Raw genomic sequence first — 21,898 nt, forward strand, 5'->3', positions numbered from 1 at the left:
TGCGGGTTTGTGCGCGAAGTGAACTGCGTTCGAACGGACTGACGGACAGTACACTCCATTACAGTCACTGAGCACAGCAAATCTAAAACCCAAACACCGTATCACGGCCGAAACGCCGTTCGGTGGCGAGCGTTTCGACTCCAAGTGGGCGAAACGGCTATTCGCGGAACTGGTTGACGGCCTCGAGGGTTATCAGGAAGACGCGGTTATCGCGGTCGAACAACTGGCGAGTAAGAACGTCGACGTCGACATGGCGTGGGTGCCGGGCACCAGCCTCACTGACTCGTTCAGAGACCAGACCGTGGTGAACGGTGACTACTGGTACGGCTCGTCGCCGTGGACGACCACCGTCGACTCCGCGGACGACGTTTTTGGATCGACGAGCGAGTTTCTCTCGGCAACCGAGAACGATATGAGTATGAAGACTACCATAGCGCGGCCGCTAGCGCCGTCGTCCTGACCGTTTAGCGTGCGTTCGTGGTCGTCGACGAGCTGACGCCGGGAACCGTGCGCGACGATCGTGCGGGCCACACGCGATAGCTCCTCGAGGTCGAGCCAGACGAACGTCCTCGGGAGACAGATCGTCTTCGGGCCACGATGACGTGAGATGTTCCCCACCGCCGAACCGTTACGACTATTTCACTGGGTATTTCGGGAATACATCCATTATATGATGGGAATTTAAGTCTTCTATTACAACCGTATGGGTGTCACGAAATTTGCGTCGGAAATAGCTTGTTACCTGCTGTGGCAAGCTGGTAGAAGATGATTATATAGTAGATATACGGAACACAGGACGTGGTTCGGAGTAGTCGAGAGATTTTCGAGTCGATCATACACCGTCGTGCATCGCATCAGTATCGATTGGTCAAGGTCTCACCCGTCGAAGTACGACCGAAGTTCTTCCAGTGGACGAGTATTGAGGACGGCATCGACTTCGCACCAGCCGCGGCGGGCCTGGGAGATACCGAGGTTCATGGTATCCAGTTCTCCCGTCGTATGGGCGTCGGTCGAGACAACGTCTCGGACCGTCTCCCGGTACTCTTTGACCGATTCGCACTCGAGATCGAGCGGTTCGCGTCCCGTGTGCAAGCGGTTCGTCGGATGTGCGAACATGTCGATCGGGGACTCCCAGAACGCGTCGATCACGCGGTCGGTCGGATTCCGTAACCGACGTGGAGTCCGGCGACTACCAGATCGCAGTCTGCACACCGTTCTCGGAAATCTCGAGTCCGTCCGCCGTGATTTCGGCTTCGATGCCCTGGAGGACCGTGACGTCCACGTCGTCGTCGGCGTTGCCCTCATCGATATCCGTTCGTTGTCGATCGAAGCGCTCCCGATCGAGTGTCTCCGGAATCGGTCCATTCGGCCGATTTTGTTACGAACGGTGATCGAACGACAGTGCAACCTCGGTTCCGGATACCGCCGACGATTCGATAGTATCGTCCATGGCTGGATGGACCACCGACCCTGATAACATGCTGTCTGACAGGTACCCGACGGGTTCGTTCGAACCGGACGGCGGTCTCAACGAGGATGGGACGGCCACGCTAACCGTCCAGCACTCAGTTTCGGTTCGGTATCGGAACGCCCCTCGAGCGTCGCAGCCGATAGGAATACTGTGCCGTTGATTTCTCCGGTAGCCGCTCACCGATGACCTCGTACAGGGTCCGCGCCTGGTCTTCCGTCAGATCGGCGATGGTGGTCCGTCTGTACTCTGGTGACTTCGACTCAAGGTGGGGTCGAAAGTAGCCGTCAATCTCGTACGTTCGCTGCCCGTCGCGTTCGCGCACCTGTCACGTGATCTCGCCGTATTGCATACGTAGCGGTTCGCTCTCGAGCGGGAAAATGATTTCAGCGATCAGTGTCGGTCCGCTTCGTCCGGCGCTTCGAGCCACGCGTCGGTGATCCGCAATCGGCCCCAAGAGCCGTGCCACTCGCGGTGGGACTCGAAGGCGATGGGACGGGACATGTGTGGCCCATCGGTGACGTCCGTCTCGAACTCTCCGCCCTCTCCGAGGAGGTGGACGCCCTGATCGCGACGAAGGGCTTCCAACTCGGCGAGCGCGTCGCGATCCAGTCGCCGGCCGAGCCAGGACTCGTCGAACCCAGGGGCCGTCACTTCGACGACGACGATCTCGAGCCCTGACTCGATCATCGTCTCCGCGAGCTCACGCGGGTTCACACCCCACAGCGGTGCACAGAAGTCACAGCCCACACGGTTACAGATCGATCGAACGTGATCCGTCCGGTGCTCGCTCTCGACGGTACCCACGATAATCCCGGTGACGCCGCCGTTGAGCTCGGCGTCCAGCGCGTGGATGGTGTTTTCGAAGGAGTCGATCTCAGTTCCCTCCGCTACTTCCGTGTCAGGCGCGAAGTCCGCGTCGATGTCGGGAGGCTCGACGTCGACGGCAGGGAGTCCGGCGTTGACGAGCGGGATTCCGATACTCTGTGCGGCAAGTCTGACCACGGGCGCCGCGGGCGCGTGGTATGCCGAGGCGGCCGTCGGCGAGTGGACAAAGACCAGTCTGCGGACGTCACGGCCGTTCTCGAGGGCCTGGTAGAGTGCCAACGAGGACTCCTTGCCGCCCGAAAAAAGTACGATCCACCCATCATCCGGTTTAGACATACGCTGTAGCTCCTTCCGCAAGCGAGCACTGATAGGGGTTCTCGTCGGAGTTCATAGATATCCTGTTCGGGGATCGAAACACAGTGTCACCCTCTGTACCGCGAACCATCCGGTTGGCTACGATAATCCCTCTAATAAAGATTGGCGTGAGCAGCGGTTCGCAGCCGTCGACCTGACTGCCTCTCGAGACCGAAAACTCGAGGACGAGGGGTTGTGAGACTGATGACGGCCGACAAACAAACCCTCGGCGAGACCGTTACGTCGATTCGTCCCTGCTTTCGTCGTCGTCCGTGTCGTCGCGGACTGTCGCCACCTCCTGCTCGTCGTCCCCGTCCGTGTGACGCGGTTCGTCGGTCGGTTCCATATCTTCGTCCGGTTCGACGGCCGCATCGGTCGGTTCCATATCTTCGTCCGGTTCGACAGAGAACTCGTTCGGCGTGACGGGGTCTCCGTCACCGGTCAGGGCGGTCGGATCAGCCTCGAGGCCGTGATATCGCTTTTCCTCGACTGCCTCGTCTTCCATCGGCAGGTCGCCCTCGAGTCGGACGGCGTCGTCGGTGATTTCGCGGACGGAGTCCGCGTCCAGTTGGCGCGTCCGGTCGACGACGCCCGCCGCACCGTCTGAGGAGTCGCCCGAATTGACGGCGTCTGCGTTGGACCGGACATGGACGACGTCACCGTCTACCGATGCGACGACGCCGACCTTCTCTCCGTCGTCGTTCTCGACCGGCTTACCGACATCGTCGTCCGTGAAGAGGACACACATGTTATTGACTAGCAGTAGGCAGCATAAGCCAGTGGTACCTGCAATCGTCGGGGCGACGTGCGCTCTCAGCGATCGATATCCGGTTCGATGTCGGCCTCGGCCGGCCGTCGGCTCGAGAAGGTCGTTCAGCCAGTCTGCCACCACGCGACTCGGTACAGGTGACACTGACTATAGTAGCCACTGAAAGTCATTGCACGCCTGCTCGATTGATAGCTGTCCGATCAGTGTGTGAATCGTTTCAGTGGCTACTATACGAATCCGATCGTCGACCTCGTCTCGTTCGGACCGCTGGTGTCCCGCCTGACGTTCGGTTGACGCCGTCTCTCCGGCGCGAACCCGTCGGTGACGGGGCCTCCAGAACCCGATCGGAAACTATCACTGAGTAAGACAGCCGACCACGTTTAACTCCGTCGTCGATGGACGGAGACGTATGCAACTCCTCGTGGCCGTCGACGGATCCGAAGAGTCCGAGAACGCCCTCGCCTACGCCGCCGACATTGCGGACGCGACGGACGGATCGATCACGGTGGTCCACGCGGTCGACCCCACCGCTTACGACGAGGGTGGGAGCGAACCGATCACGTCGCTTTCGGATGCGGACGCGCGCTTGATCCTCGAGAGCGTCGCGGACGCCGAACAGCGGGGCCTGGATCTCACTGACGAGGCGGCCGCCTTCGCCGACGAACTCGGTCACGACGTCGCGGTCGAACTCCTCTACGGCAATCCGGTCGCGAAGATCGCTGACTACGCCGAGTCCGAGGGATTCGACACGATCTTCGTCGGCCACCGGGGGCGATCGGAGCGTGCGGGGCTGATGCTCGGCAGCGTCGCGAAGTCGATCGTCGAACGGGCGACCGTTCCAGTGACCGTGGTTCGCTGACCGCGCCCCGCTGGTCTTCGTCACGGACGGTTTCAGGGTCGATTACTCCTCGAGCAGCCAGCCGAAGCGTTTCTCCCAGAACTCCTCACTCGGGGGCTTCTTGCTCTGTCCATAGGTCTTCTTGTCGCGTATCTGTCGTTCCAGGACCTCCTTGGCCTCGTTTATCGCGTGGCTCGCGCCGTAGCCCTCGCCGGAGGCGATATACAGCCCGCGATCGGTGTGCAGTCGAATCCGCGCGAGCAGGAGCGGCCGCCCGCGGCGCGTCTCGTCGTGTTCGTGGAGGTGGACCCTCGCGTCGAGGACGTTCATCCCGTGGTCCCTGTCGTCGAACTTCTCGACTATTGCCACGATTTCGTCGTAGGCCACGTCGTCAATCAGATCGGTGCCATAGACCTGAACGCCGCGTGTCCCGCCGGCCTCCCACGTGAGCGAGTCGAGGACATCGGTCTTCGTGATGATGCCGTGTGGCGCGCCGTTCTCGGTGACGACCAGCGACGACGCGTCGATCTCGAACATTTCGTCGACAGCGACGTCGAGCGTCTCGTCCGGCTGAATCGTGCGCACCGGCGAGACCATGATGTCCCGGACCGGGAGGTCCAGCATCCGCTCGGACTCCCCCTCTCGAGCGCCGAAGCCGCCGCGTCCCGCGCGGGCGGTGCTGGCGGATATTTCACCCCCGAACGGATCCGTCCCGCCCGCATCGCCGCCCTGGCTCTGCACCTCGGCTCGAACCGTGATACCGGTCACGTCGTAGAGGCTGAGGATACCGACTGCTTCGTTCCCCTCGACGACCGGAAGATGCGTGATGTGATTCTCACGAAAGACATTGAGTGCGTCTCCGAGGGTGGTCGCCGGGCCGATCGAGACGAGATCGGCGGAGTGGGCCTCGGTGACGGTCGCCGCGTCGAGGAACGGCTCGACCTTCCGGAGGATATCGTCGACGGTGACGACGCTGACAAGCTCTTGGCCCTCGAACACTGGGAGTAACTGCGAATCGCTGTCGATCATGAGCTGTGCCACCTTGCGGACGTCCTCGTCCGGCGCGAGCCGCGGCACGTGCCAGACGAGCGATCCGAGCTTTTCGTCGGGTTGGCGGTGCGAGGTCGCGAGTTGTCTCCTGGTGACGACCCCCTCGAACTCGTCGTCACGGATCACAACGCCCTTGACCGCGGAATCCGCGAACGTCCCGACGAGCTTCGAAACGGTTGCTTCTGGCGTGAATTCGACGTACTCCTCTGAAACGATATCTGCAATATCCATGGTTGGTGACTTTTTTTGATCGATCGTGTTGCTATCCCGCCGGAACGACGCTGCCAGCAGTGGCAGTTGGTCACCGAACTCCAAGTATCGACGTGGTGATTCCCGGATTCGAGGAATCCATCGCCGTTCTCGTCCGCTTCCGATTACCGATCGAGATACGCCATCGCCTCCTCGTCGGACACCTGCCCGAAGTTCGCGTAAAACTGCCCGACGCCCCTGAAGTCCCGCGGCGTCTCGAGGCAGACGACCTCGTCGGTCTCCTCCTCGAGTTCGTCGATGGTGTCCGGCGGACCGACCGGTACTGCGAGGACGATACGATCGGCGTCACTTCCCTGCAGCTTCTTGAGACAGGCCCTGACGGTCGATCCCGTCGCCACGCCGTCGTCCACGACGACCACGGTCTCGTCCGTCAGGACTGGTTCGGCCCGATCGCCTCGGTAGCGTTCGGCTTTTTGCCGTGCGTTTGCCGCTTCCTCCTCGCGCTGTTGCTCGAAGTATTCCTCGTCACCGCCCGTTCCGCGGAACGCCGGCTCGTTCTGCCAGACACTTCCGTCGCTCGCGACGGCACCGATAGCGAACTCTGGATTTCCCGGGGCGCCAATCTTCTTCGCGACGACGATGTCGAGCGGGACGTCGAGCGCGTCGGCGACTGCCCGTCCGAGCGGAAGGCCGCCCCGAGGAATGGCGAGCGCGATATCCGCATCGATCTCTCGCTCCCGGAGCGACTCCGCGAGTTGCTCTCCCGCCTCCGTCCGGTCTCTGAATTGCCGATCTGTCTCCATGAGTCCCGGCTTGATGAACAGCACGTGTCTACATAATACACGGGTAGTATCACAGAAGCGAACGGTCACCCACCCGAACGGGGGACACCCCCGTGTATAATTGTCATCGGCGGTGTTGGACCAGATATGGCACAGCACTCAGAGACTCTCGTATCCATTCCGGTCGACGACGTGGAACTGGAGGGGATGCTCGAAATCCCGGCTAACGCACCCGGAGTCGTCGTCTTCGCTCACGGGAGTGGATCGAGTCGGAAGAGCCCCCGTAACAACTTCGTCGCGGAGGTCATCCGCGATCAGGGTCTCGGGACCCTGTTGTTCGACCTGCTCACCGAAGCGGAAGACCAGTACCGTGAGAACAGGTTCGATATCCAGTTGTTGACGGACCGTCTCGTCGCGGTTACCGAGTGGCTGTGGGATCGCGAGGACGTCCCCGACGTGAATATCGGATATTTCGGCTCCAGTACGGGTGCCGCGTCCGCACTCCGGGGCACAGCGCGTCTGCGGGGCGATGTCGACGCCGTCGTCTCGCGTGGCGGTCGCGTCGACATGGCGTCCGAGGTGCTTGACGAGGTTCAGGCACCGTCCTTGTTCATCGTCGGCAGGAACGACACGCAAGTGCTCGAACTCAATCGCGACGCGCTCGACCAGCTCACCTGCGAGAAGGACCTTCACGTCGTCGAGGGAGCGGGACACCTCTTCGAAGGCGAGGGGGAACTCGAGGAAGTCGCCGACGTGGCAGCCGACTGGTTCGCCGAGACGCTGAAATAGAGACGTGCGACGCCGTCCCGTACGTGCAAACCGGTTCCGAACCCGACACCCGAACTGCTCGATCAGCGTCCGGTATCGTCCGCGTCGCCGACGTAGGGGACGATCTCGAGGAGGACGACGTCGCCCGATTCGAGGCCTCGATCGCCGCGAGCGCACGACACAGCCCGCGACCGATCAGAGGCCCCAGAAGAAGACGATACCCCCCGTCGTCACGACGACGAGCAAGAGCTGGAGCGGTCCACCTACGCGGATGAAGTCGCTGAACTGGTACTTTCCCGGTCCGTAGACGAAGAGGTTGGTCTGGTAGCCGACCGGCGTCATAAACGCGGTGCTGGCGGCGAACGTCACCGCGAGGACGAACGCGAAGGCGTTGGCACCCAACCGCCCGGCGACGTCGACCGCTACCGGGACGAGCAACACGACGCTCGCCTGGTTGCTGACGACGTTGGTCATCAGTGCTGTCAGCAGGTAGAACAGGCCGAGAACGCCGACCGCCGGCAGGATGTCTGCACTCGAGACGACGAGCGCGCCGAGAATGTCCGCGCCGCCCGTTTCAGCCATCGCGTTTCCAAGTGGGATGACGCCGGCGAGCAGGAAAATGATGTCCCACTGGACGGCCTCGTACGCCTCGGCGGGTTTGATGACGCCCGCGGCGAGCATCGTGACGACGCCGGCCAGGGCGGAGACCATGATCGGCAGCAGGTCGAGCGCGGCCAGGCCCACGACAGCGAGGACGACGCCGATGGCGACTGGCAGCTTCGAACTCCGGAACTGCTGGAGATCGAGATCGCCGGCGACGATGACGTTCGGATCGTCGGCGAGGCGGTCGACCGTCTCCGCCTCGGACTCGATCAGGAGCGCGTCACCGGGTCGAAAGGTGAACTCGGAGAGCCGTTCGTGGGTGATCCTGCCGCCGCGTCGAACGGCGAGCACGCGAGCGTGATAGGTGTCGGAAAAGCGGGCCGACTCGATCGTCTCGCCGATCAGGTTCGACCCCGCCGTGAGGACAATCTCGACGAGCGTCTGTTCTGGCGCGAGTGAGTCGAGGTCGGCTTCGGTCGTCGCGCCGGGAACGAGATCGATCCCTTCGATGTTGATCAGCGTCTGCAGCGCGCCGTTGGTGAGCCGAACGGTGTAGACGTCGTCACTCTGGATCTCAGTCGACAGCGGCGGATTGGAGACGTACCGGCCGTCTCGAATGAGTTGGGTGACGTCGGCCTCGTGATCGACCTCCTCGAGGGCTTCTCGGATGGTTAGTCCGACCACAGGCGAGTCCTGGCGAACGACGAGTTCCGTGAGATACTCCTCCCGCGCCGTCGTCGCTCGCTCGCTTCGCGGCGTGACGTGCGACGGCGCGAGCCAGTAGCCGACCGTGAGCAAGTACGCCGCCCCGACCAAGAAGACGACGATGCCGAGTTTGGTAAACTCGAACATCGAGAAGGGCCGACCGAGGTACTCCGCCGAGAGGCTGCTCGCGACCAGATTCGTGGACGTTCCGATGAGGGTGAGCATACCACCGAACATCGATGCGTACGACAGCGGCAAGAGGAGCTTCGACGGGGAGGTCCCGTTCTCGTGAGCCAGGTCGTTTACCATTGGCACTAACACAGCGACCGCCGCCGTGTTGTTGATCAGTCCTGATAGCGGACCGACGATCCCGACGGTCGCCGCGAGCTGTTTGCGTTCGTTCGTGCCGGTGTAGGTCGCGACGGTCGTCTCGAGACGTTGAATGAGACCGGTTCGTCGGACGCCCTCGCTCAGGATCATCATCGAGAGAATCGTGATCGTCGCGGGGTTCGAGAATCCGGCGACGCCGTCGCTCGGGGAGACGCCGGTCCACGGACCGAGTATCATCAGGCAAACCATGATCCCGATGGCAGTGACGTCGATGGGCACCGGCTCGGTAACGAACAGCACGAGCGCGGCAGCGATGATCAGAAAGACGAGCAACGCGCCGGTCGTTAGCATGGCCATCGCGTGTCCGCAGTCGTTCCACAGCGACCCCGAAATAGCTTCTCGCCCGTCGCCGTCACCGTCACGGAACCGTGACGGTTCTCGTCCCGTCGACGTTACACCGCCGTGCGGAAACGTCCGGTCGCCGGTCTCAGCAGGCGAGCGACGGATCGATACCGATGGACTCGGTTGCGGACGCGACCTACCGTGCGAGATCGAGCATCTGCGTCGAGAAGCCGTACTCGTTGTCGTACCAGGCGAGAACCGTGATGACGTCGAAATCGAAGTCCCCGTCGGCGTATCCGTGACGAAAGTCGATCGTCCGCTGACGACACGAACGTGACTCGTCGCGATCGGAACATACGGACGTCGTGGTGTCGATCGGCTGCGTCCGGGTAGCGTCTGACGAACGAGCCGTCGGGACGGAGCACCCCCCGGGCTTCGGTTATCGTCCGGGAGATGTCGTCGACGAAGCAGATCGTCGTCACGAGCAGCGCGGTGTCGAACGTGTCTGCCGGAAACGGGAGCGCTTCGGCGACGCCTTTGACGACGTCGATACCGCGATCGCGAGCGTGGGCCAACATCTCGCTGGCGGGGTCGACACCGACCTGCATTCCGAGGGGTGATGCGAACCGGCCGCTACCGACGCCGATCTCGACACCGAATCCCGGCTCCGGGAGCAGCCGCCGAAGCGCTTCGACTTCGGATCGGTAGGCGTCAGGATTCGCCTCGAACCAGTCGTCGTATCGGTCCGCGTGCCGTTCGAACAGTTCCGATTTCGGCATGCCGTTTCTCATCCTCCGTTCGCATCGTCAGCTCGGTAGAAGTCGGCGTGGGGTTCGATCGCGTCGACCGTGGGTGGTCCGGCGTGTCGGACGATAAAGACATCGTATGTCTCTTCGGCGGCGACATGAACGCCGACGCTCGTCAACGGGGTCACGACGCGGCCGACGTTCTCACTGCCGAGGAAGACGACGCTTGGATCGTGCGCTCTGGCCAATCGTTCGACGTGTTCGGCGAGTTGCGCTTCCGGCGGGAACTCCCGAATGCGCTCGTATTCGAACGAGGCGTCCGGCGCGAGGCTCCGAACCCGTTCTCGAAGGGACTCGACGACTGCCTCGACATCGTACGCTTCGCCCTCCTCGATCCACCCCTTCTGGCGTGCGTATCCCTTTCGTTCCGGGACGACGGTCACGGCCGCGACGTCTTCCTGGAGGGCGGTACCGTACTCGACGGCCCTGACAAGGGCGGCTTCGGCGAGATTCGATCCATCGAATGGGACGACGAACGTCATACGTCCTCTCTCCATCCCCTGATCAATAACTTCGTGGGCCAGTATTCGTCCGGTGGCGATCCGTTCACGTCTCTCGCTGGAATTGCCGGGCCGATACCCGTTCGCGGACGTTCGGTCGGTCGTCGTAAGCGGGCTCTATCGTTCCGGCAGCAAGCACGAGCCAATAGTGTAAACAATACTATTGGTGGGTAACTTGTCACTGGCAAAATAAGAAATTACCGACGAAATTGTTTACGACAATACAATTGTAAAATCAGTGGCTGATTCCCGCTATACGGTGGGTGATGTTGAACGGGCACCGAGACGATCGAAACGGTCTGGTAAGTCACAGACAATTGCTATTATGGGCCGTGTACATCGGCGGATCCGATCCGCATACCGGATTGACTGACTGACGGAACCGGACGCGCTCGGCGCCAACCGGAGACGAGCGCGATGACCGCGGTCACTGACCCGGATTTCCGGGGGGCTACGCTGCGGGTAACGCGACTCGACGAGAACGCGAGCGCGGTCGTAACGAGAATTCGCCGGTGCAACCCCAATCGATCCGGGTCGCTCGATCACAGCAGTCGCAGCGGGAAATCCCACAGCCGCGGCCGTGGGAGACATCAGGCAGTCAACACCGGCCGATCGGCGTGTCGAACGACCCGTTCGGCGACGCTCCCGATCTTGCTGCTGCGCTGGTGGCTCTGCCCCTGATAGCCGAGCACGATCAGGTCGGCGTCGACCTCGTCGGCTTTTTCGTGGATTGCTTCCCAGGGCAGACCGTGGCAGACGGTACTGGTCCAGTCGATGCCGACGTTGTCCGCCCGATCGGCGAGTTCAGCGAGCATCGCCGCGCCCTTTTCCTCGAGTCGCTCGAGGACAATTTCGGTGCTACTCAGTGCAGGTTCGCCGTACCGGTGCGTCTCGACGCAGTAGAGCGCGTGGACGTCGGCTTCGTACCTATCTGCCAGTTCCATCGCGTGTTCGACAGCGCGGTTTGCCGGGTCACTCCCGTCGGTCGGAACGAGTATCGTGTCGTACATCGGGCACTGGTACCAACGTCGAAACCGGCTAAATAGTTTATACTCGAATAATTTACACGTATAGACAGGCAGTCCTCGAGACGGAATCGATGGTTCTCGTGCTGGTCCGTGACAGTCGTCTGCTACCTACCGAAATTCATCGGATTCGGTCCGCTCGGCACGAGTATCGCGCGGTCGTCCGTCTTGAGACTTGTGGCGGACGTTCTACCCGACGTATGCAGCGAACGCCGCGGCGAACAGGACCGCGTGCCAGACGACAATCGACGCCGCAACTCGCGGATCCGTCGCCGGCAGCGGCGGGTTCCGGAACATCGCATCGTACACCAGCAGCGTCGCGACGAGCGTCCCGGCGAAGAGACCGGTCGTCACCCCAATAGCGGTCGCGATTCCGAGCAGCATTCCCCCAGAATACTTCCCGCGATGCCTGCGATGACCTTGTCGTAGTAGTCGAACATTGGCCCGTTCCTCTATCGGAGAGTACTATCCCAATCAACGGAAGTAGCCCGATCGTTCCCGACGTTTGGGAACTGGGCGACAGAAAATCGGATGGAACAACTACTTCAACGGAACGAAAAGAACGTCCTCCCCTCGATCGATGGGTCAGAACGAGCGGAACGGCGCGTGACTACGCCCTCGAATCGTTCCCAAACGCAACTATTGCGCTGCTACACGTGGTCGCGACGGGACCACCGGAGGGTCATCTCGAGCGCCGCGTCCTGCACTCGGGACGGATGTCCGGGGCGGCAGCGCGGTCTGCCCGCACACCTCGCAAGAGAGAGTCCGGGTCTCCGTCGTCGATGCCCTCGGCGACGTCGACGAACCATTGCTGCATACTCATCCACCTCCCGCTGTAGGACGTTCACGACGCAACTCGCGTCGTTTCTTCCGACGGTGCGCGTGATCTGTGCGGTCATGCGCCTCCCCCTGCGACGGTCCCGGTCTTCATCTCTCTCGCAACGGATCAGACTAGACTGGTCCGGAATCGTGAAAGACAGGTTATTAGACCGATACAAACCGCTTTGTCGGTACTGACTGTAGGAAGTGGTCCAATGCTCGAGGACAAAATCACGATCGTGACCGGCGGAGCAGTCGGTATCGGCAAGGCGATCGCCGAGCGGTTCGTCGACGACGGCGCGACCGTCGTCATCGCGGATGTCGACGAGGAGACCGGGGCGGCGACGGCCGACGAACTCGACTGTCGGTTCGAACGCTGTAACGTGCGCGAGTACGATCAGGTCGAAGCGCTCGTCGAGAAGACAGTCGACGAGTACGGACGACTCGACGTCATCGTGAACAACGCCGGCATCGGGAGCGAGACGTCGGTCGAGGAAATGGAACTCGAGGAGTGGGAGGCGGTGATCGAGACAAACCTCGACGGCGTCATGCACGGCACGAAAGCGGCGATACCGCACCTCGAGGAGTCCGACGGCTGTATCATCAACCTCGGGTCGATCTACGGACTGGTCGGCGGCAAGGGTGCCGCGTCCTACTCGGCGGCGAAAGGGGGCGTCGTAAACTTCACCCAGCAGGTCGCGGTCGACTACGCCGACAGCGGCGTTCGCGTCAACAGCATCTGTCCGGGGTTCGTCGAAACACCGATGACGGAAGACCTGCTCGAGTCCGAACGGTTCTATAACTTGCTCAAGCAGCGAACGCCGATGGATCGCCACGGCCAACCCGAGGAGATCGCGCCCATGGCGTCGTTCCTCGCCTCCGACGAGGCGTCGTACATCACCGGGGCGAACATCCCAATCGACGGCGGGTGGACGGCGTTCTGATGCCGTCGCAGCGAACGTCGTCCGACGATCACCGATCCCCATCGTCAGCGTCAGATACACGCACTGATACGGTGGCGACGGAACACAGTGACGGGACCCCGCAAACGATCCTCGTCCCGATCGACGGGAGCGATGTCGCTTCAGCAGCGCTCGACCTCGCGTTGTCCCTCGCTGACGGAACCGACGCGATCGTCCACGTCCTCGCGGTCGTCGACGTCACGGCGGATCCGATGCGGTTCGACGCCGCACTCGTGTCCGACCTCGAGCGCGCCAAAGAGCGACTCGTCGACGAAGTCGTCGCGACCGCTGCCGACCACGACGCCGACGTGACCGGCGCCGTCCGTCGCGGACGGCCCGCCCGAACGATCGTCGACTACGCCGACGAGCGGGATATCGAACTGATCGTTCTCGGACGGTCCGGGCGGTCGGGGATCTCGGCACCCTTACTCGGGAGTACGGCGGACCGCGTCGTGCGAACGGCGTCGACCCCTGTTCTGATCGTTCCCGAAGCGACTGCCGACGCCAAAGCGTGATCCCTTCCTCCGCGCGAGCGGACTGCTCTTCTCGCGTCACGGCGTACCAGCGGTACCCGTATTCACTGGCAGCTTTACCTTGGTTCCCCGCCAAGGCTGACACGAGATGTCCAGATCGATTCTCGTTCCACACGACGGATCGTCCCACGCACAGGCCGCGCTCGAGTACGCACTCGAGACCGTTCCGGACGCCAGGATCGTTCTGTTCCACGCGATCGATCCGTTCGAGCCGACGCCCGAGGCCGAGGGAGACCGGCACCCACCGCTGACCGACGAATGGCTCGACGAACAGCGCGGCGTAGCGACCGAACTCCTCGCTGAAGCACGCGAGGGCGTCGAAGACGGATCAGCGACGATCGAAATCGAGACGGCAGTCGGCTCGCCGGCGCAGACGATCGTAGCCGCGGTCGGCGACACCGAAACCGACCAGATCGTCATGGGAAGCCGCGGTCGGGGCGGGCCCGCCGAGGTGCGGATGGGCAGCACCGCCGAACACGTGGTCAGGCGCGCTTCCGTTCCAGTGACTGTCGTCCGATAGCGCCTGCGACGAGCCGGTCGGACGCGATCTACAGGCAGAAACGGGCCGATTGCTCCGGGGTCATGCCCCGAGGCGGTTCACCGTTCGGTTTCGTCGCGAACCACCGTGACGGGCACCGGGGAGCGGCGGACGACCAACTCTGCGACGCTCCCGAGCAGCAGCCGGGTCGCGCCGCTTCGACCGTGACTGCCCATGACGATCTGATCGATCTCGTGGTCCTCGGCGTAGTCGACGATCTCGCGTGCGGGGTCGCCGACCGCGCGTTCCGTCTCGAGATCCGCATCGGAGTCGGCCGCCAACTCGCGGGCGTCCTCGAAGATGCGCTTTTCTTCCTCGTTCGCTCGCTCGTACCACTCGTCGGAGCCGTGTCGCGGTTCGTTTCGAACGTCTATCTCGGTCGCGGAACTGTACCCCGGGTCCGTCGGATCGAGGACGTGAAACGCGACGATCGACGCGTTGTCGTACTCCTCGAGGGCGAACTCGAGCGCTTGCCTGGATAACGGCGATCCGTCGACGGGAACGAGCAGGTGACGAGACATCGACCGCTCGTACTTTCCCGAGCGTGAAAATACTATCCGGTCAGTGGCGAGAACGGTGATGGTACACTCGACTACCTTTATCTGGGTGGGCGGGGTACGTTCAAGCACAGCAGTCACAGGCAGTCTGACGGTTGCGAGCTCGCCGTTTCCGATACCGCTTCGACAGCGGTGGTCGATTCGAGGCGATCGCGGCCGCTTCCACTCGTCCGTCTCATCGGCATAGACGCCGAGCGCTCGCGGAAGATCACGGGGTACTACCGTAATGAACTACAAGAAATTCATCGGACAGGTTCAGCACAGACTCGAGTACGGCCAGTTCGGTCACGCGGTCCGCACGACCCGGGCCGTCCTGACGACGCTCGGCGAACGGATACAGGAGGGGGAAGCGACGGATCTCGCCAGTCCCCTCCCGATGGAGATCGATCGCTATCTGACCGAAGCCGAACACGGTCAGCGCTTCGACTATCAGGAGTTTCTCGACCGGGTCGCCGAACGCGACGGCGTCGATAGCTCGGACGCCAACTACCACGCCCAGCAGGTCATGACCGTCGTCGCCGACGACGTCCCGGCGGGGAACCTCGAGAAAATTCGCGATCAGTTGCCCGACGACTTCGACCCGCTGTTCGAACTGCTCGAGGCGCCGACGGAGTGAGTGGCGAATCCGCTTCGGGACCGGTGCGCTCCTCTCAGCCGACTGAATGTCACCGATTGATGAAGCCCTTACGGGGTAGAGAATTGGAAACGGCGCTCATTCAGAGTGGCTAGGGGAGCAAAGATCTGTTCTGGTGGATTTTTGATGGTATTGAACCGCGGGAACGCGAACGGTGAGCGGAGCGAGCCGTGAGCGAGCACCGCGGACAATGCGATCAGTATGTAAATCGTTTCAGTGCCAACTAGACTATAGTGCTCTGAAGTTCATTTCATTTGATGACGGAACCTCTCACCAGCGTCAAACATTGAGGCTGCGTTTTTCGCGCTCAAGAAGCGGTACGGCGACACGCTTCGGGCGCGAACGTGATCCAGGCAGTTTCGTGAACTCGTTGTGAAAGCGACTGTGAGAAATATCGAACGGACCTCGTCTCTTCAGCCAGTATCCCCAATCGGGAGAGATATCGTCCGGTCACTGACGAACAAGGCAAAGAGGGCGAAGAGCGCGTAAAAGGCGGGTTCGTTCGTCCACACACCTATGGTCCCAAAAATACCAAGGATGCCGAGGCGGTTCACTGGTATTTCCATACGAGGTCGTTGTAACTCAGACAACAAAAGGCCTCTAGAAGTTTCCACAGTGCAACAATATCTTCACCAGTGAGTACACGGTTCACAGTTTACCAGAGCAGTTACCCAGTGGTGCCATTAGTGATCAGAAACAGGTTATTGCACTGAGTCTAACGGCCGTGTGGAAGTGAAAGAGAGCGTATGAACGGACCTGCGACTACCGCACTGCTGACGACTGTCTTCGTGCTCAGCACTTTCGGCAAATCCATCAGTATTGGTCACGTTATTTCCAGTATCGAGTACTTGGTTCGGTCCGCCGCCTCCCAGCCGTGACGATTTTGTAAGTGATATTGATGACCGATGAAACCCCAGCCGTCTGGAATTACGTCGTCAGAGACACGACTCAACGCGGGATGCGTCCGGATTATAGTCAATAACCCCGAGGTCAGCCATCTTTGGGAGGTGAGAGTGGTGGAGAAAGAATGCAACACGCTCAGCGGTCTCTTCGTCGGCAACCTCCACATCGTTTTCTCGTGCAGCAATCATCGCCGCCAGGTCTTTGAGGTCCACAGGGGTGGTTGTGTTCGTCAAGATGTCAAGCGCCATTCTTCTCGGCTCTGCCATGAGCAATTCGTGGTACTCATTTTCCGTCAAGTGTTTTGTTTCCGCGTTTGTACACGTTCTCTCACATTGTATGATCGTGTTTAGTTTGTAGCATTGTGCGAGACTGCGAAGGCTTGGAGCCACGATTCGGCTGTTGACGGTTGTGCGTGACTGAAACAGTTTGAGAACGAAGAGGTGTGTCGCTTTATCTCGCGGAAGACACGTTCCGCAGCGTTCCGGTTTCCATGTTTTTCATATCGAAATCGGAGCCCAGATCGACGGAGTGCAGTCTGGAGATGTCTTGCTCCATCGACGAGAAACACGGCATCATCAAGATCATGTTTCTCAGTGAGTTCGTGCAGAAACCGTTCTGTCAACGCGGTCGTAGTCGTCGAAAACAGCCGTATATGGAGAATCTTGTTTGTTCCCGGATCAACAGCAGTGTACAGCCAATAACGATGTTCGTCGAGTTGAATCACTGTCTCGTCGAGCGCGATGTGATTCGGCTTCTCGTCATCCGCCGGCTGTAGATCGCACTTGTGAACCCAATCATGGACTGCCTTGCGACTGCGCTCGACACCGAACCTTTCTAATTCTCGAACGGTATTCGAAAGCGAACGGCCAGCGAGATGGAGTCGAATACCGAGTTCCATCAGTTGACGCGGTGTCCGCTCTCGCTCCACAAAACTCAAATCGATCCAGTCGCTACACCCGCTGAGGCGGTCGATTTTTGGCATGGACACCATAAAATCGTACCGCCTCACTTTTCACGCTTAACGAAACAGCGCCGGTACGGGAAGCCCCGCCGTTTACGGCGGGGAGGATGTCACCTGAGACTGAGTTTTTTTACCGTTCGAGTGGTGACAACGGATGATGACCGGACTTCGATGGGTGCAGTTGCCCGAGGACGAACGAAACGAGTTCCTCAGCGACGGCGGTACCGGCGTCCTCTCGTTCGCGACGGGTGCGGACGAGTCGCCGACGTCGTTACCAGTGTCGTACGGCTATTACGCGGACAGTGGCGACTTCTACTTTCGGCTCTCGTTTCCGTCGGGAAGTTCCAAGGCGGACCTCGTCGAGAGACCGGTGTCGTTCGTCGTCCACGGCGAAACCGATGCGGGATGGCGAAGCGTCGTCGCGACGGGTACCCTCGAGGAATTAGCGGAACTCCCCGAGGAGTCGGCCGCCGTCCAGCGGATGTGGGCGGTCAGCATCCCGACGGTCGATATGTTCGATCGCCCGCGGGACGAGATCCCGTTTCACGACTTTCGCCTCGTTCCCGAGACGATCAGCGGACGAAAAGAGGCGGTCTAACGTACGGGCCCCGATCGACGGAAGCGTCCCTGACTGACGCTGTCGCGGTGGGTGCCCTGATCTGGCGGTCAACGCTACCGTCGCGTCGACGTCCGTTCTCGAGGCTTGCGGCCGCGAACAGCCCTCGCGAACCCGTCTTGAACGGTCGCGAAGGAAGTCATTTGAGGGCGACCGGGTGCCGTCCGGATCACTGACGTATTTGTGCCCGGTGTTCGAAGATGGGCTATGAACGATCGGTCGATCGGCAACTGGATGACCCACCGACGATGATGGGATACTACCCTCGGTTCCTGACGGTACTCGTTCGCTTCCTGCCATTCGCGATCGCGTTTCTCAGGGATCGTCGGCGGTTCCTGTTGTTCGGGCCGTCCCGCCGCGTTTCGACGGCGGTGCATCGCGACCGAGCCGAACGGCTCACCGAGACGATGCTCGAGCTCGGCCCGGCGTTTATCAAGGTCGGGCAGGTGCTGTCGACGCGCCCGGACATCGTTCCGCCGACGTACGTCGAAGCGTTCGCGTCGCTGCAAGACGAGGTACCCGAGGACGCGGGCGGTGACCCACTGACCGTCGTCGAGGCGGAACTCGGCGACGACCTCGATCTCGAGACGCTCGAGCCGGTCGCCGGCGGGTCGCTCGCGTTCGTCTACACCGCCGAGTACGAGGGCGAACGGATCGCCCTGAAGGTCCGCCGACCGGGGATTGTGTCCCGCATCGAACGGGACCTCCGAGTCATCAGCGGATTCGTGCCGCTGCTCGCAGCGTTCGCCGACGAGCGCCAGCGATATTCGATCGAAAACGTCGCTGACGACTTCGAGAACATCATCCTTCAGGAGCTCGATTTCGGTCGCGAAGCGTCGATCATGGCAGAGATCAAGGACAACTTCGCGGACCAGGATCGCGTCGTCGTCCCGACGGTTCATCCGGAACTGTGCTCCGAGCGAGTCGTCGCGATGGAGTACGTCCGCGGCGAGAAGGTCACCGACGACCGCGCTCTCGAGGACGTCGGCGTCGAACCGACCGACATGGCGACGCTGATCGCCCGTTCGTATTTGAAAATGGGCCTCGTCGACGGCGTGTTCCACGCCGATCCACACCCAGGCAACCTCGCCGTGACCGACGAGGGCCGGCTGGTCATCTACGACTACGGGATGAGCCAGCGACTGAGTCCCCAAGAGCAAGACGATATTACGAGTCTCTATCGCACCCTCGTCCGTCGCGACGTCGATGGGCTCTTGAACACGCTCATCGCGCTCGAGGTCCTCGAGCCGACGGTCGATCGCGTCGCGGCTCGACAGGTCCTCGAACTGCTGATCGAGAACCTCGAGGGGCGGTCCGACATTACCTGGCGCTCGATCATCACCGAGTTGTTCGCTCGGCTCCACGAGTTTCCGTTTCGTATCCCGCCGAATGTGATGTTGCTCGTCCGCGTCGGAACGGTCGGCGAAGGCGTCTGTCGAACGCTCGATCCGGAGTTCGACTTCATCGCCGCCACGCGGTCGTTTCTCGTCGACTACGGGATCATCGAGAGCGAACTCGAGGCGCTGTTCGAAGACGTCCGGGCCGACCTCCGCGAATCGGCACCGGTGCTCGCGCGAGCCCCCGCCCGATTCGATAGCGTCTTCGGCCAACTTGAGCGGGGTGAACTCGTCGTCAGAACCGATCCTGTCGACCCGCCAAGCGGCGGCGATCCGGCAGTCGGCTACGCGATCGTGGCCGGATCCCTGTTCGTCGCGGCCGCCGTGCTGACGTTCCACGAATTGCCCCTCGAAGTCGGGAGTGTGGGTCTCGCGCTCGTCTTTCTCGGACTGTACGTTCGGCGGCGGTGGACCGGCTGAGGCGGCACCGAAATCGGGAGCGTTCGCTCCCGTCGTCGGATCTGGAGCAGAGCGAGAGGCGGGGTCGCGAGAGCGATGAGTCGTGACGCCCTGTTCGTCTCAGGTCGACCCGACCGATTCCACGCCGGTGGGTTTTCTCCCAACGTATATACTCCGATCCGTTGACCGACATGTATGCGTGTACTCGTCCCGATCGACGACTCCGACCCAGCTCGAGAAGCGCTCGAACACGCCATCACGACGTTTCCGGACGCCGAGATCACGGTATTACACGTGATCAATCCGTCACTGGTGATGCGTCACGGCGAGATGGCCGGCGACTACGAACGGCTCATGGGGCTCGAGGAGGAAGAAGCCGAGACGCTGTTCGAGACCGCCCGGGAGATCGCCGACGATCACGGCGCCTCGGTCACGACCGAGATCGTCATCGGTCGCCCGTCTCGCGGCATCGTCGAATTCGCGACCGAAAACGACGTCGATCAGATCGTCATCGGCAGTCACGGTCGATCGGGCGTCTCACGCGTGTTGCTCGGCAGCGTGGCCGAACGGGTGGTCCGTCGCGCACCGGTTCCGGTGACCGTCGTCAGGTGAATCGAGCACTCGTCCTCGTCGTCTTGCCTTGGTGTGGTCCGGCGGATCTCCGTCGCGGTGACGACCGGCCGTAGCCGGCCCGAATCGGGCACAGTGGTCGACGGGAGTCGATCGATCGGAGTCAGGGTTTCGATGACTGATACGGGTTGCTGTACCGATTTACCGGTGGGACCGCAAGGCGGTCGCGGTCACACCGACAATGACTGACAGTAGACCGTATGAACCGCCCGAGTCCCGAAGTTTGACAACTGGGTAGGTGAAATACGACAGCGAATGGCAGAACCGATTATCGACTCGTTTCTCCTTCGCCTCCTCATCGCCTTCGGTATCGGTGCTCTCATCGGGCTGGAACGAGAACAGGCGGAGTCCGGTGGCACGTTCGCGGGAAGCCGCACCTTTCCGCTCTTTGCACTCATCGGTGCGATCGTGCAGGCGTTCTTTCCGGAGCTGTTACCCGTTACGGTGCTCGCTATCGCGCTTCCCTGACCGTCGCCTACGCCGGGAAAATTCTGACCGAAGGGGACGTTGGACTCACGACGTTGACCGCAGCCATCCTCACTGTCCTCCTTGGTGCGTTGACAGCCCACTCCGAGCGCGGGGCGCTCTTTGCGATTGTCGTCGGCGGGATCGTCACCGTCCTCCTCTCCGCGAAGCCGACGATTCACGGACTCGTCGACCGGATCGATGAACACGAACGCCGTGCGTCGCTTAAATTCATTCTCGTCGTTTTCGTGGTCCTTCCCATCTTGCCTGACCGTGAGCTCGACGCCTTGTACGGACTGAACCCGCGATTCGTCTGGCTCATGGTCGGATTCGTCACCGGGCTGAGCTTCGTTTCCTACGTTCTGGGCCGCGTCGTCGGAGCCGAACGCGGGATCGCCCTGACGGGGATTCTGGGCGGGTTCGTCTCCTCGACCGCGACGACGGTCTCGATGGCCGAACGGACGCGGGAAGCTCCCGATCTCTACGAGATCAGCTCGTTCTCGATCATCGTCGCGTCGATCGTCATGTTCCCGCGAGCACTCCTCGAGGTCGCCGTCGTCAACCCGACACTGCTCCCTCGAGTCGTCGTTCCGCTCGGGGCGATGACTGGTATCGGCATGCTCATCGCGGGCGTCGTATACTGGCAATCGACCAGAGAGCCGACGGTCGAAACGGACCTCAAGAACCCGTTTCGACTCCGACCGGCGCTGTTTTTCGGCGCGGTCTTCGCGATCGTCCTTCTGGTCTCGCAGTCCGCCAATTCCTGGTTCGGCGATTCGGGGATCTACGCGACGGCGTTCCTCTCGGGGCTCGCTGACGTCGACGCCATCACCCTCACGCTGAGCGCGCTCGAAGCGGACGGCGAAATATCCCCCTCGGTCGCGACGACCGGTATCGTCATCGGTGCGATCGCGAACACGTTCATGAAGGCCGGGCTCGCGTGGCTACTGGGAACGGTAAAACTCGGTCGACGGGTGACGGTCGCACTCGGGATCGTCTCGGTTCTCGGAATCGCCGTCGTTGTACTCTGATTCAGTGCGTTCTCTTGGCGATGTCGGTACCGAACGACCCACCTCGACGGGACGCGAAACCGATCGTTCGGTCGA

The 21,898-nt window shown here is 61.6% G+C and carries 25 protein-coding genes and 2 pseudogenes; 11 read left to right on the plus strand and 16 right to left on the minus strand.

The features are described from left to right. Positions 1–67 precede the first annotated feature (67 nt). Positions 68–190: pseudogene (locus CP556_RS27195) on the plus strand (DUF6735 family protein); the annotation flags it as partial. A 125-nt stretch (positions 191–315) separates the two neighbouring features. On the opposite strand, the gene CP556_RS23375 reads toward CP556_RS27195, so the two are convergent. From CP556_RS23375 to CP556_RS26290, 4 genes are all read right to left on the minus strand, one after another. Further along, on the minus strand, positions 316–531 hold the full coding sequence (locus CP556_RS23375; protein WP_141551753.1) for a hypothetical protein: 216 nt from the start codon (positions 529–531) through the stop codon (positions 316–318). Between the two features lie 345 nt (positions 532–876). Further along, positions 877–1,149 carry a PHP domain-containing protein gene (locus CP556_RS23380; protein WP_141551754.1) on the minus strand — a complete coding sequence of 91 codons (273 nt, stop codon included), beginning with the start codon at positions 1,147–1,149 and terminating at the stop codon, positions 877–879. 712 nt (positions 1,150–1,861) lie between these two features. Then, positions 1,862–2,632 (minus strand): Dph6-related ATP pyrophosphatase, encoded by a 771-nt coding sequence (locus CP556_RS23395; protein ID WP_098728005.1) that lies wholly within the window; start codon positions 2,630–2,632, stop codon positions 1,862–1,864. A 256-nt stretch (positions 2,633–2,888) separates the two neighbouring features. After that, on the minus strand, positions 2,889–3,398 hold the full coding sequence (locus tag CP556_RS26290; protein WP_176548327.1) for a hypothetical protein: 510 nt from the start codon (positions 3,396–3,398) through the stop codon (positions 2,889–2,891). Positions 3,399–3,828: 430 nt separating this feature from the next. Between CP556_RS26290 and CP556_RS23405 the strand changes: the two genes are divergently transcribed. Beyond that, positions 3,829–4,278, plus strand: a complete 450-nt coding sequence (locus CP556_RS23405) for a universal stress protein (RefSeq protein ID WP_098728006.1) — start codon at positions 3,829–3,831, stop codon at positions 4,276–4,278. A gap of 42 nt (positions 4,279–4,320) precedes the next feature. Here CP556_RS23405 and CP556_RS23410 read toward each other — a convergent pair whose 3' ends face one another. Continuing rightward, the gene (locus tag CP556_RS23410) at positions 4,321–5,538 is read right to left on the minus strand and encodes a CBS domain-containing protein (protein ID WP_098728007.1); all 1,218 of its coding nucleotides are present in this window, start codon (positions 5,536–5,538) and stop codon (positions 4,321–4,323) included. Between the two features lie 143 nt (positions 5,539–5,681). Then, on the minus strand, positions 5,682–6,320 hold the full coding sequence (locus CP556_RS23415; RefSeq protein ID WP_098728263.1) for a phosphoribosyltransferase: 639 nt from the start codon (positions 6,318–6,320) through the stop codon (positions 5,682–5,684). Positions 6,321–6,446: 126 nt separating this feature from the next. On the opposite strand from CP556_RS23415, the gene CP556_RS23420 reads away from it, so the two are divergent. Further along, a complete protein-coding gene (locus tag CP556_RS23420; RefSeq protein WP_098728008.1) occupies positions 6,447–7,088 on the plus strand; it encodes a dienelactone hydrolase family protein in 642 nt (213 codons plus the stop codon). A 174-nt stretch (positions 7,089–7,262) separates the two neighbouring features. Here the strand turns inward: CP556_RS23420 and CP556_RS23425 are convergent, their stop codons facing one another. The 6 genes from CP556_RS23425 to CP556_RS25620 all read right to left on the minus strand — a co-directional run bounded on the left by CP556_RS23425 (position 7,263) and on the right by CP556_RS25620 (position 12,195). Continuing rightward, positions 7,263–9,062 (minus strand): SLC13 family permease, encoded by a 1,800-nt coding sequence (locus CP556_RS23425; protein WP_098728009.1) that lies wholly within the window; start codon positions 9,060–9,062, stop codon positions 7,263–7,265. Positions 9,063–9,157: 95 nt separating this feature from the next. Next, positions 9,158–9,826 (minus strand): class I SAM-dependent methyltransferase, encoded by a 669-nt coding sequence (locus CP556_RS27455; protein ID WP_394340756.1) that lies wholly within the window; start codon positions 9,824–9,826, stop codon positions 9,158–9,160. Positions 9,827–9,834: 8 nt separating this feature from the next. Next, positions 9,835–10,335 carry a universal stress protein gene (locus CP556_RS23435; RefSeq protein ID WP_098728010.1) on the minus strand — a complete coding sequence of 167 codons (501 nt, stop codon included), beginning with the start codon at positions 10,333–10,335 and terminating at the stop codon, positions 9,835–9,837. A gap of 608 nt (positions 10,336–10,943) precedes the next feature. Next, the gene (locus CP556_RS23440) at positions 10,944–11,363 is read right to left on the minus strand and encodes a universal stress protein (RefSeq protein ID WP_098728011.1); all 420 of its coding nucleotides are present in this window, start codon (positions 11,361–11,363) and stop codon (positions 10,944–10,946) included. A 204-nt stretch (positions 11,364–11,567) separates the two neighbouring features. Continuing rightward, complete coding sequence (locus CP556_RS23445; protein ID WP_176548328.1) at positions 11,568–11,762, minus strand: DUF8015 family protein; 195 nt, start codon at positions 11,760–11,762, stop codon at positions 11,568–11,570. Positions 11,763–12,060: 298 nt separating this feature from the next. Beyond that, a complete protein-coding gene (locus CP556_RS25620; protein ID WP_255291580.1) occupies positions 12,061–12,195 on the minus strand; it encodes a hypothetical protein in 135 nt (44 codons plus the stop codon). Positions 12,196–12,412: 217 nt separating this feature from the next. Between CP556_RS25620 and budC the strand changes: the two genes are divergently transcribed. The 3 genes from budC (at position 12,413) to CP556_RS23460 (ending at position 14,212) form a co-directional block, all read left to right on the plus strand. Further along, positions 12,413–13,141 carry a meso-2,3-butanediol dehydrogenase gene (gene budC, locus CP556_RS23450; protein WP_098728012.1) on the plus strand — a complete coding sequence of 243 codons (729 nt, stop codon included), beginning with the start codon at positions 12,413–12,415 and terminating at the stop codon, positions 13,139–13,141. A 71-nt stretch (positions 13,142–13,212) separates the two neighbouring features. Beyond that, positions 13,213–13,674, plus strand: a complete 462-nt coding sequence (locus CP556_RS23455) for a universal stress protein (RefSeq protein ID WP_255291581.1) — start codon at positions 13,213–13,215, stop codon at positions 13,672–13,674. Positions 13,675–13,780: 106 nt separating this feature from the next. Then, positions 13,781–14,212: a universal stress protein gene (locus CP556_RS23460; RefSeq protein WP_098728013.1), complete on the plus strand. Its 432-nt coding sequence runs from the start codon at positions 13,781–13,783 to the stop codon at positions 14,210–14,212. Positions 14,213–14,289: 77 nt separating this feature from the next. On the opposite strand, the gene CP556_RS23465 is transcribed toward CP556_RS23460, so the two are convergent. After that, on the minus strand, positions 14,290–14,751 hold the full coding sequence (locus CP556_RS23465) for a universal stress protein (RefSeq protein WP_098728014.1): 462 nt from the start codon (positions 14,749–14,751) through the stop codon (positions 14,290–14,292). A 262-nt stretch (positions 14,752–15,013) separates the two neighbouring features. Here CP556_RS23465 and CP556_RS23470 point away from each other — a divergent pair, with 262 nt between their 5' ends. Further along, complete coding sequence (locus tag CP556_RS23470) at positions 15,014–15,403, plus strand: DUF2267 domain-containing protein (protein WP_098728015.1); 390 nt, start codon at positions 15,014–15,016, stop codon at positions 15,401–15,403. A gap of 431 nt (positions 15,404–15,834) precedes the next feature. Here CP556_RS23470 and CP556_RS26295 read toward each other — a convergent pair whose 3' ends face one another. From CP556_RS26295 to CP556_RS23480, 3 genes are all read right to left on the minus strand, one after another. Next, positions 15,835–15,987: a hypothetical protein gene (locus tag CP556_RS26295; RefSeq protein WP_176548329.1), complete on the minus strand. Its 153-nt coding sequence runs from the start codon at positions 15,985–15,987 to the stop codon at positions 15,835–15,837. 369 nt (positions 15,988–16,356) lie between these two features. Continuing rightward, positions 16,357–16,590, minus strand: coding sequence for a DUF7344 domain-containing protein (locus tag CP556_RS23475; protein ID WP_218012003.1), 234 nt, complete (start codon positions 16,588–16,590; stop codon positions 16,357–16,359). 80 nt (positions 16,591–16,670) lie between these two features. Beyond that, positions 16,671–17,306 carry an IS6 family transposase gene (locus tag CP556_RS23480; RefSeq protein ID WP_098728266.1) on the minus strand — a complete coding sequence of 212 codons (636 nt, stop codon included), beginning with the start codon at positions 17,304–17,306 and terminating at the stop codon, positions 16,671–16,673. A gap of 136 nt (positions 17,307–17,442) precedes the next feature. Between CP556_RS23480 and CP556_RS23485 the strand changes: the two genes are divergently transcribed. The 4 genes and pseudogenes from CP556_RS23485 to CP556_RS23500 all read left to right on the plus strand — a co-directional run bounded on the left by CP556_RS23485 (position 17,443) and on the right by CP556_RS23500 (position 21,823). After that, on the plus strand, positions 17,443–17,883 hold the full coding sequence (locus CP556_RS23485; RefSeq protein WP_098728267.1) for a pyridoxamine 5'-phosphate oxidase family protein: 441 nt from the start codon (positions 17,443–17,445) through the stop codon (positions 17,881–17,883). 266 nt (positions 17,884–18,149) lie between these two features. Further along, positions 18,150–19,718, plus strand: a complete 1,569-nt coding sequence (locus CP556_RS23490; protein WP_098728268.1) for an ABC1 kinase family protein — start codon at positions 18,150–18,152, stop codon at positions 19,716–19,718. Positions 19,719–19,892: 174 nt separating this feature from the next. Further along, on the plus strand, positions 19,893–20,309 hold the full coding sequence (locus CP556_RS23495; RefSeq protein WP_098728016.1) for a universal stress protein: 417 nt from the start codon (positions 19,893–19,895) through the stop codon (positions 20,307–20,309). Positions 20,310–20,582: 273 nt separating this feature from the next. Next, positions 20,583–21,823 (plus strand): annotated as a pseudogene (locus tag CP556_RS23500) (MgtC/SapB family protein). The last annotated feature ends 75 nt before the right edge of the window (positions 21,824–21,898 follow it).

The sequence above is a fragment of the Natrinema sp. CBA1119 genome, assembly GCF_002572525.1.
Taxonomy (GTDB): Archaea; Halobacteriota; Halobacteria; order Halobacteriales; family Natrialbaceae; genus Natrinema.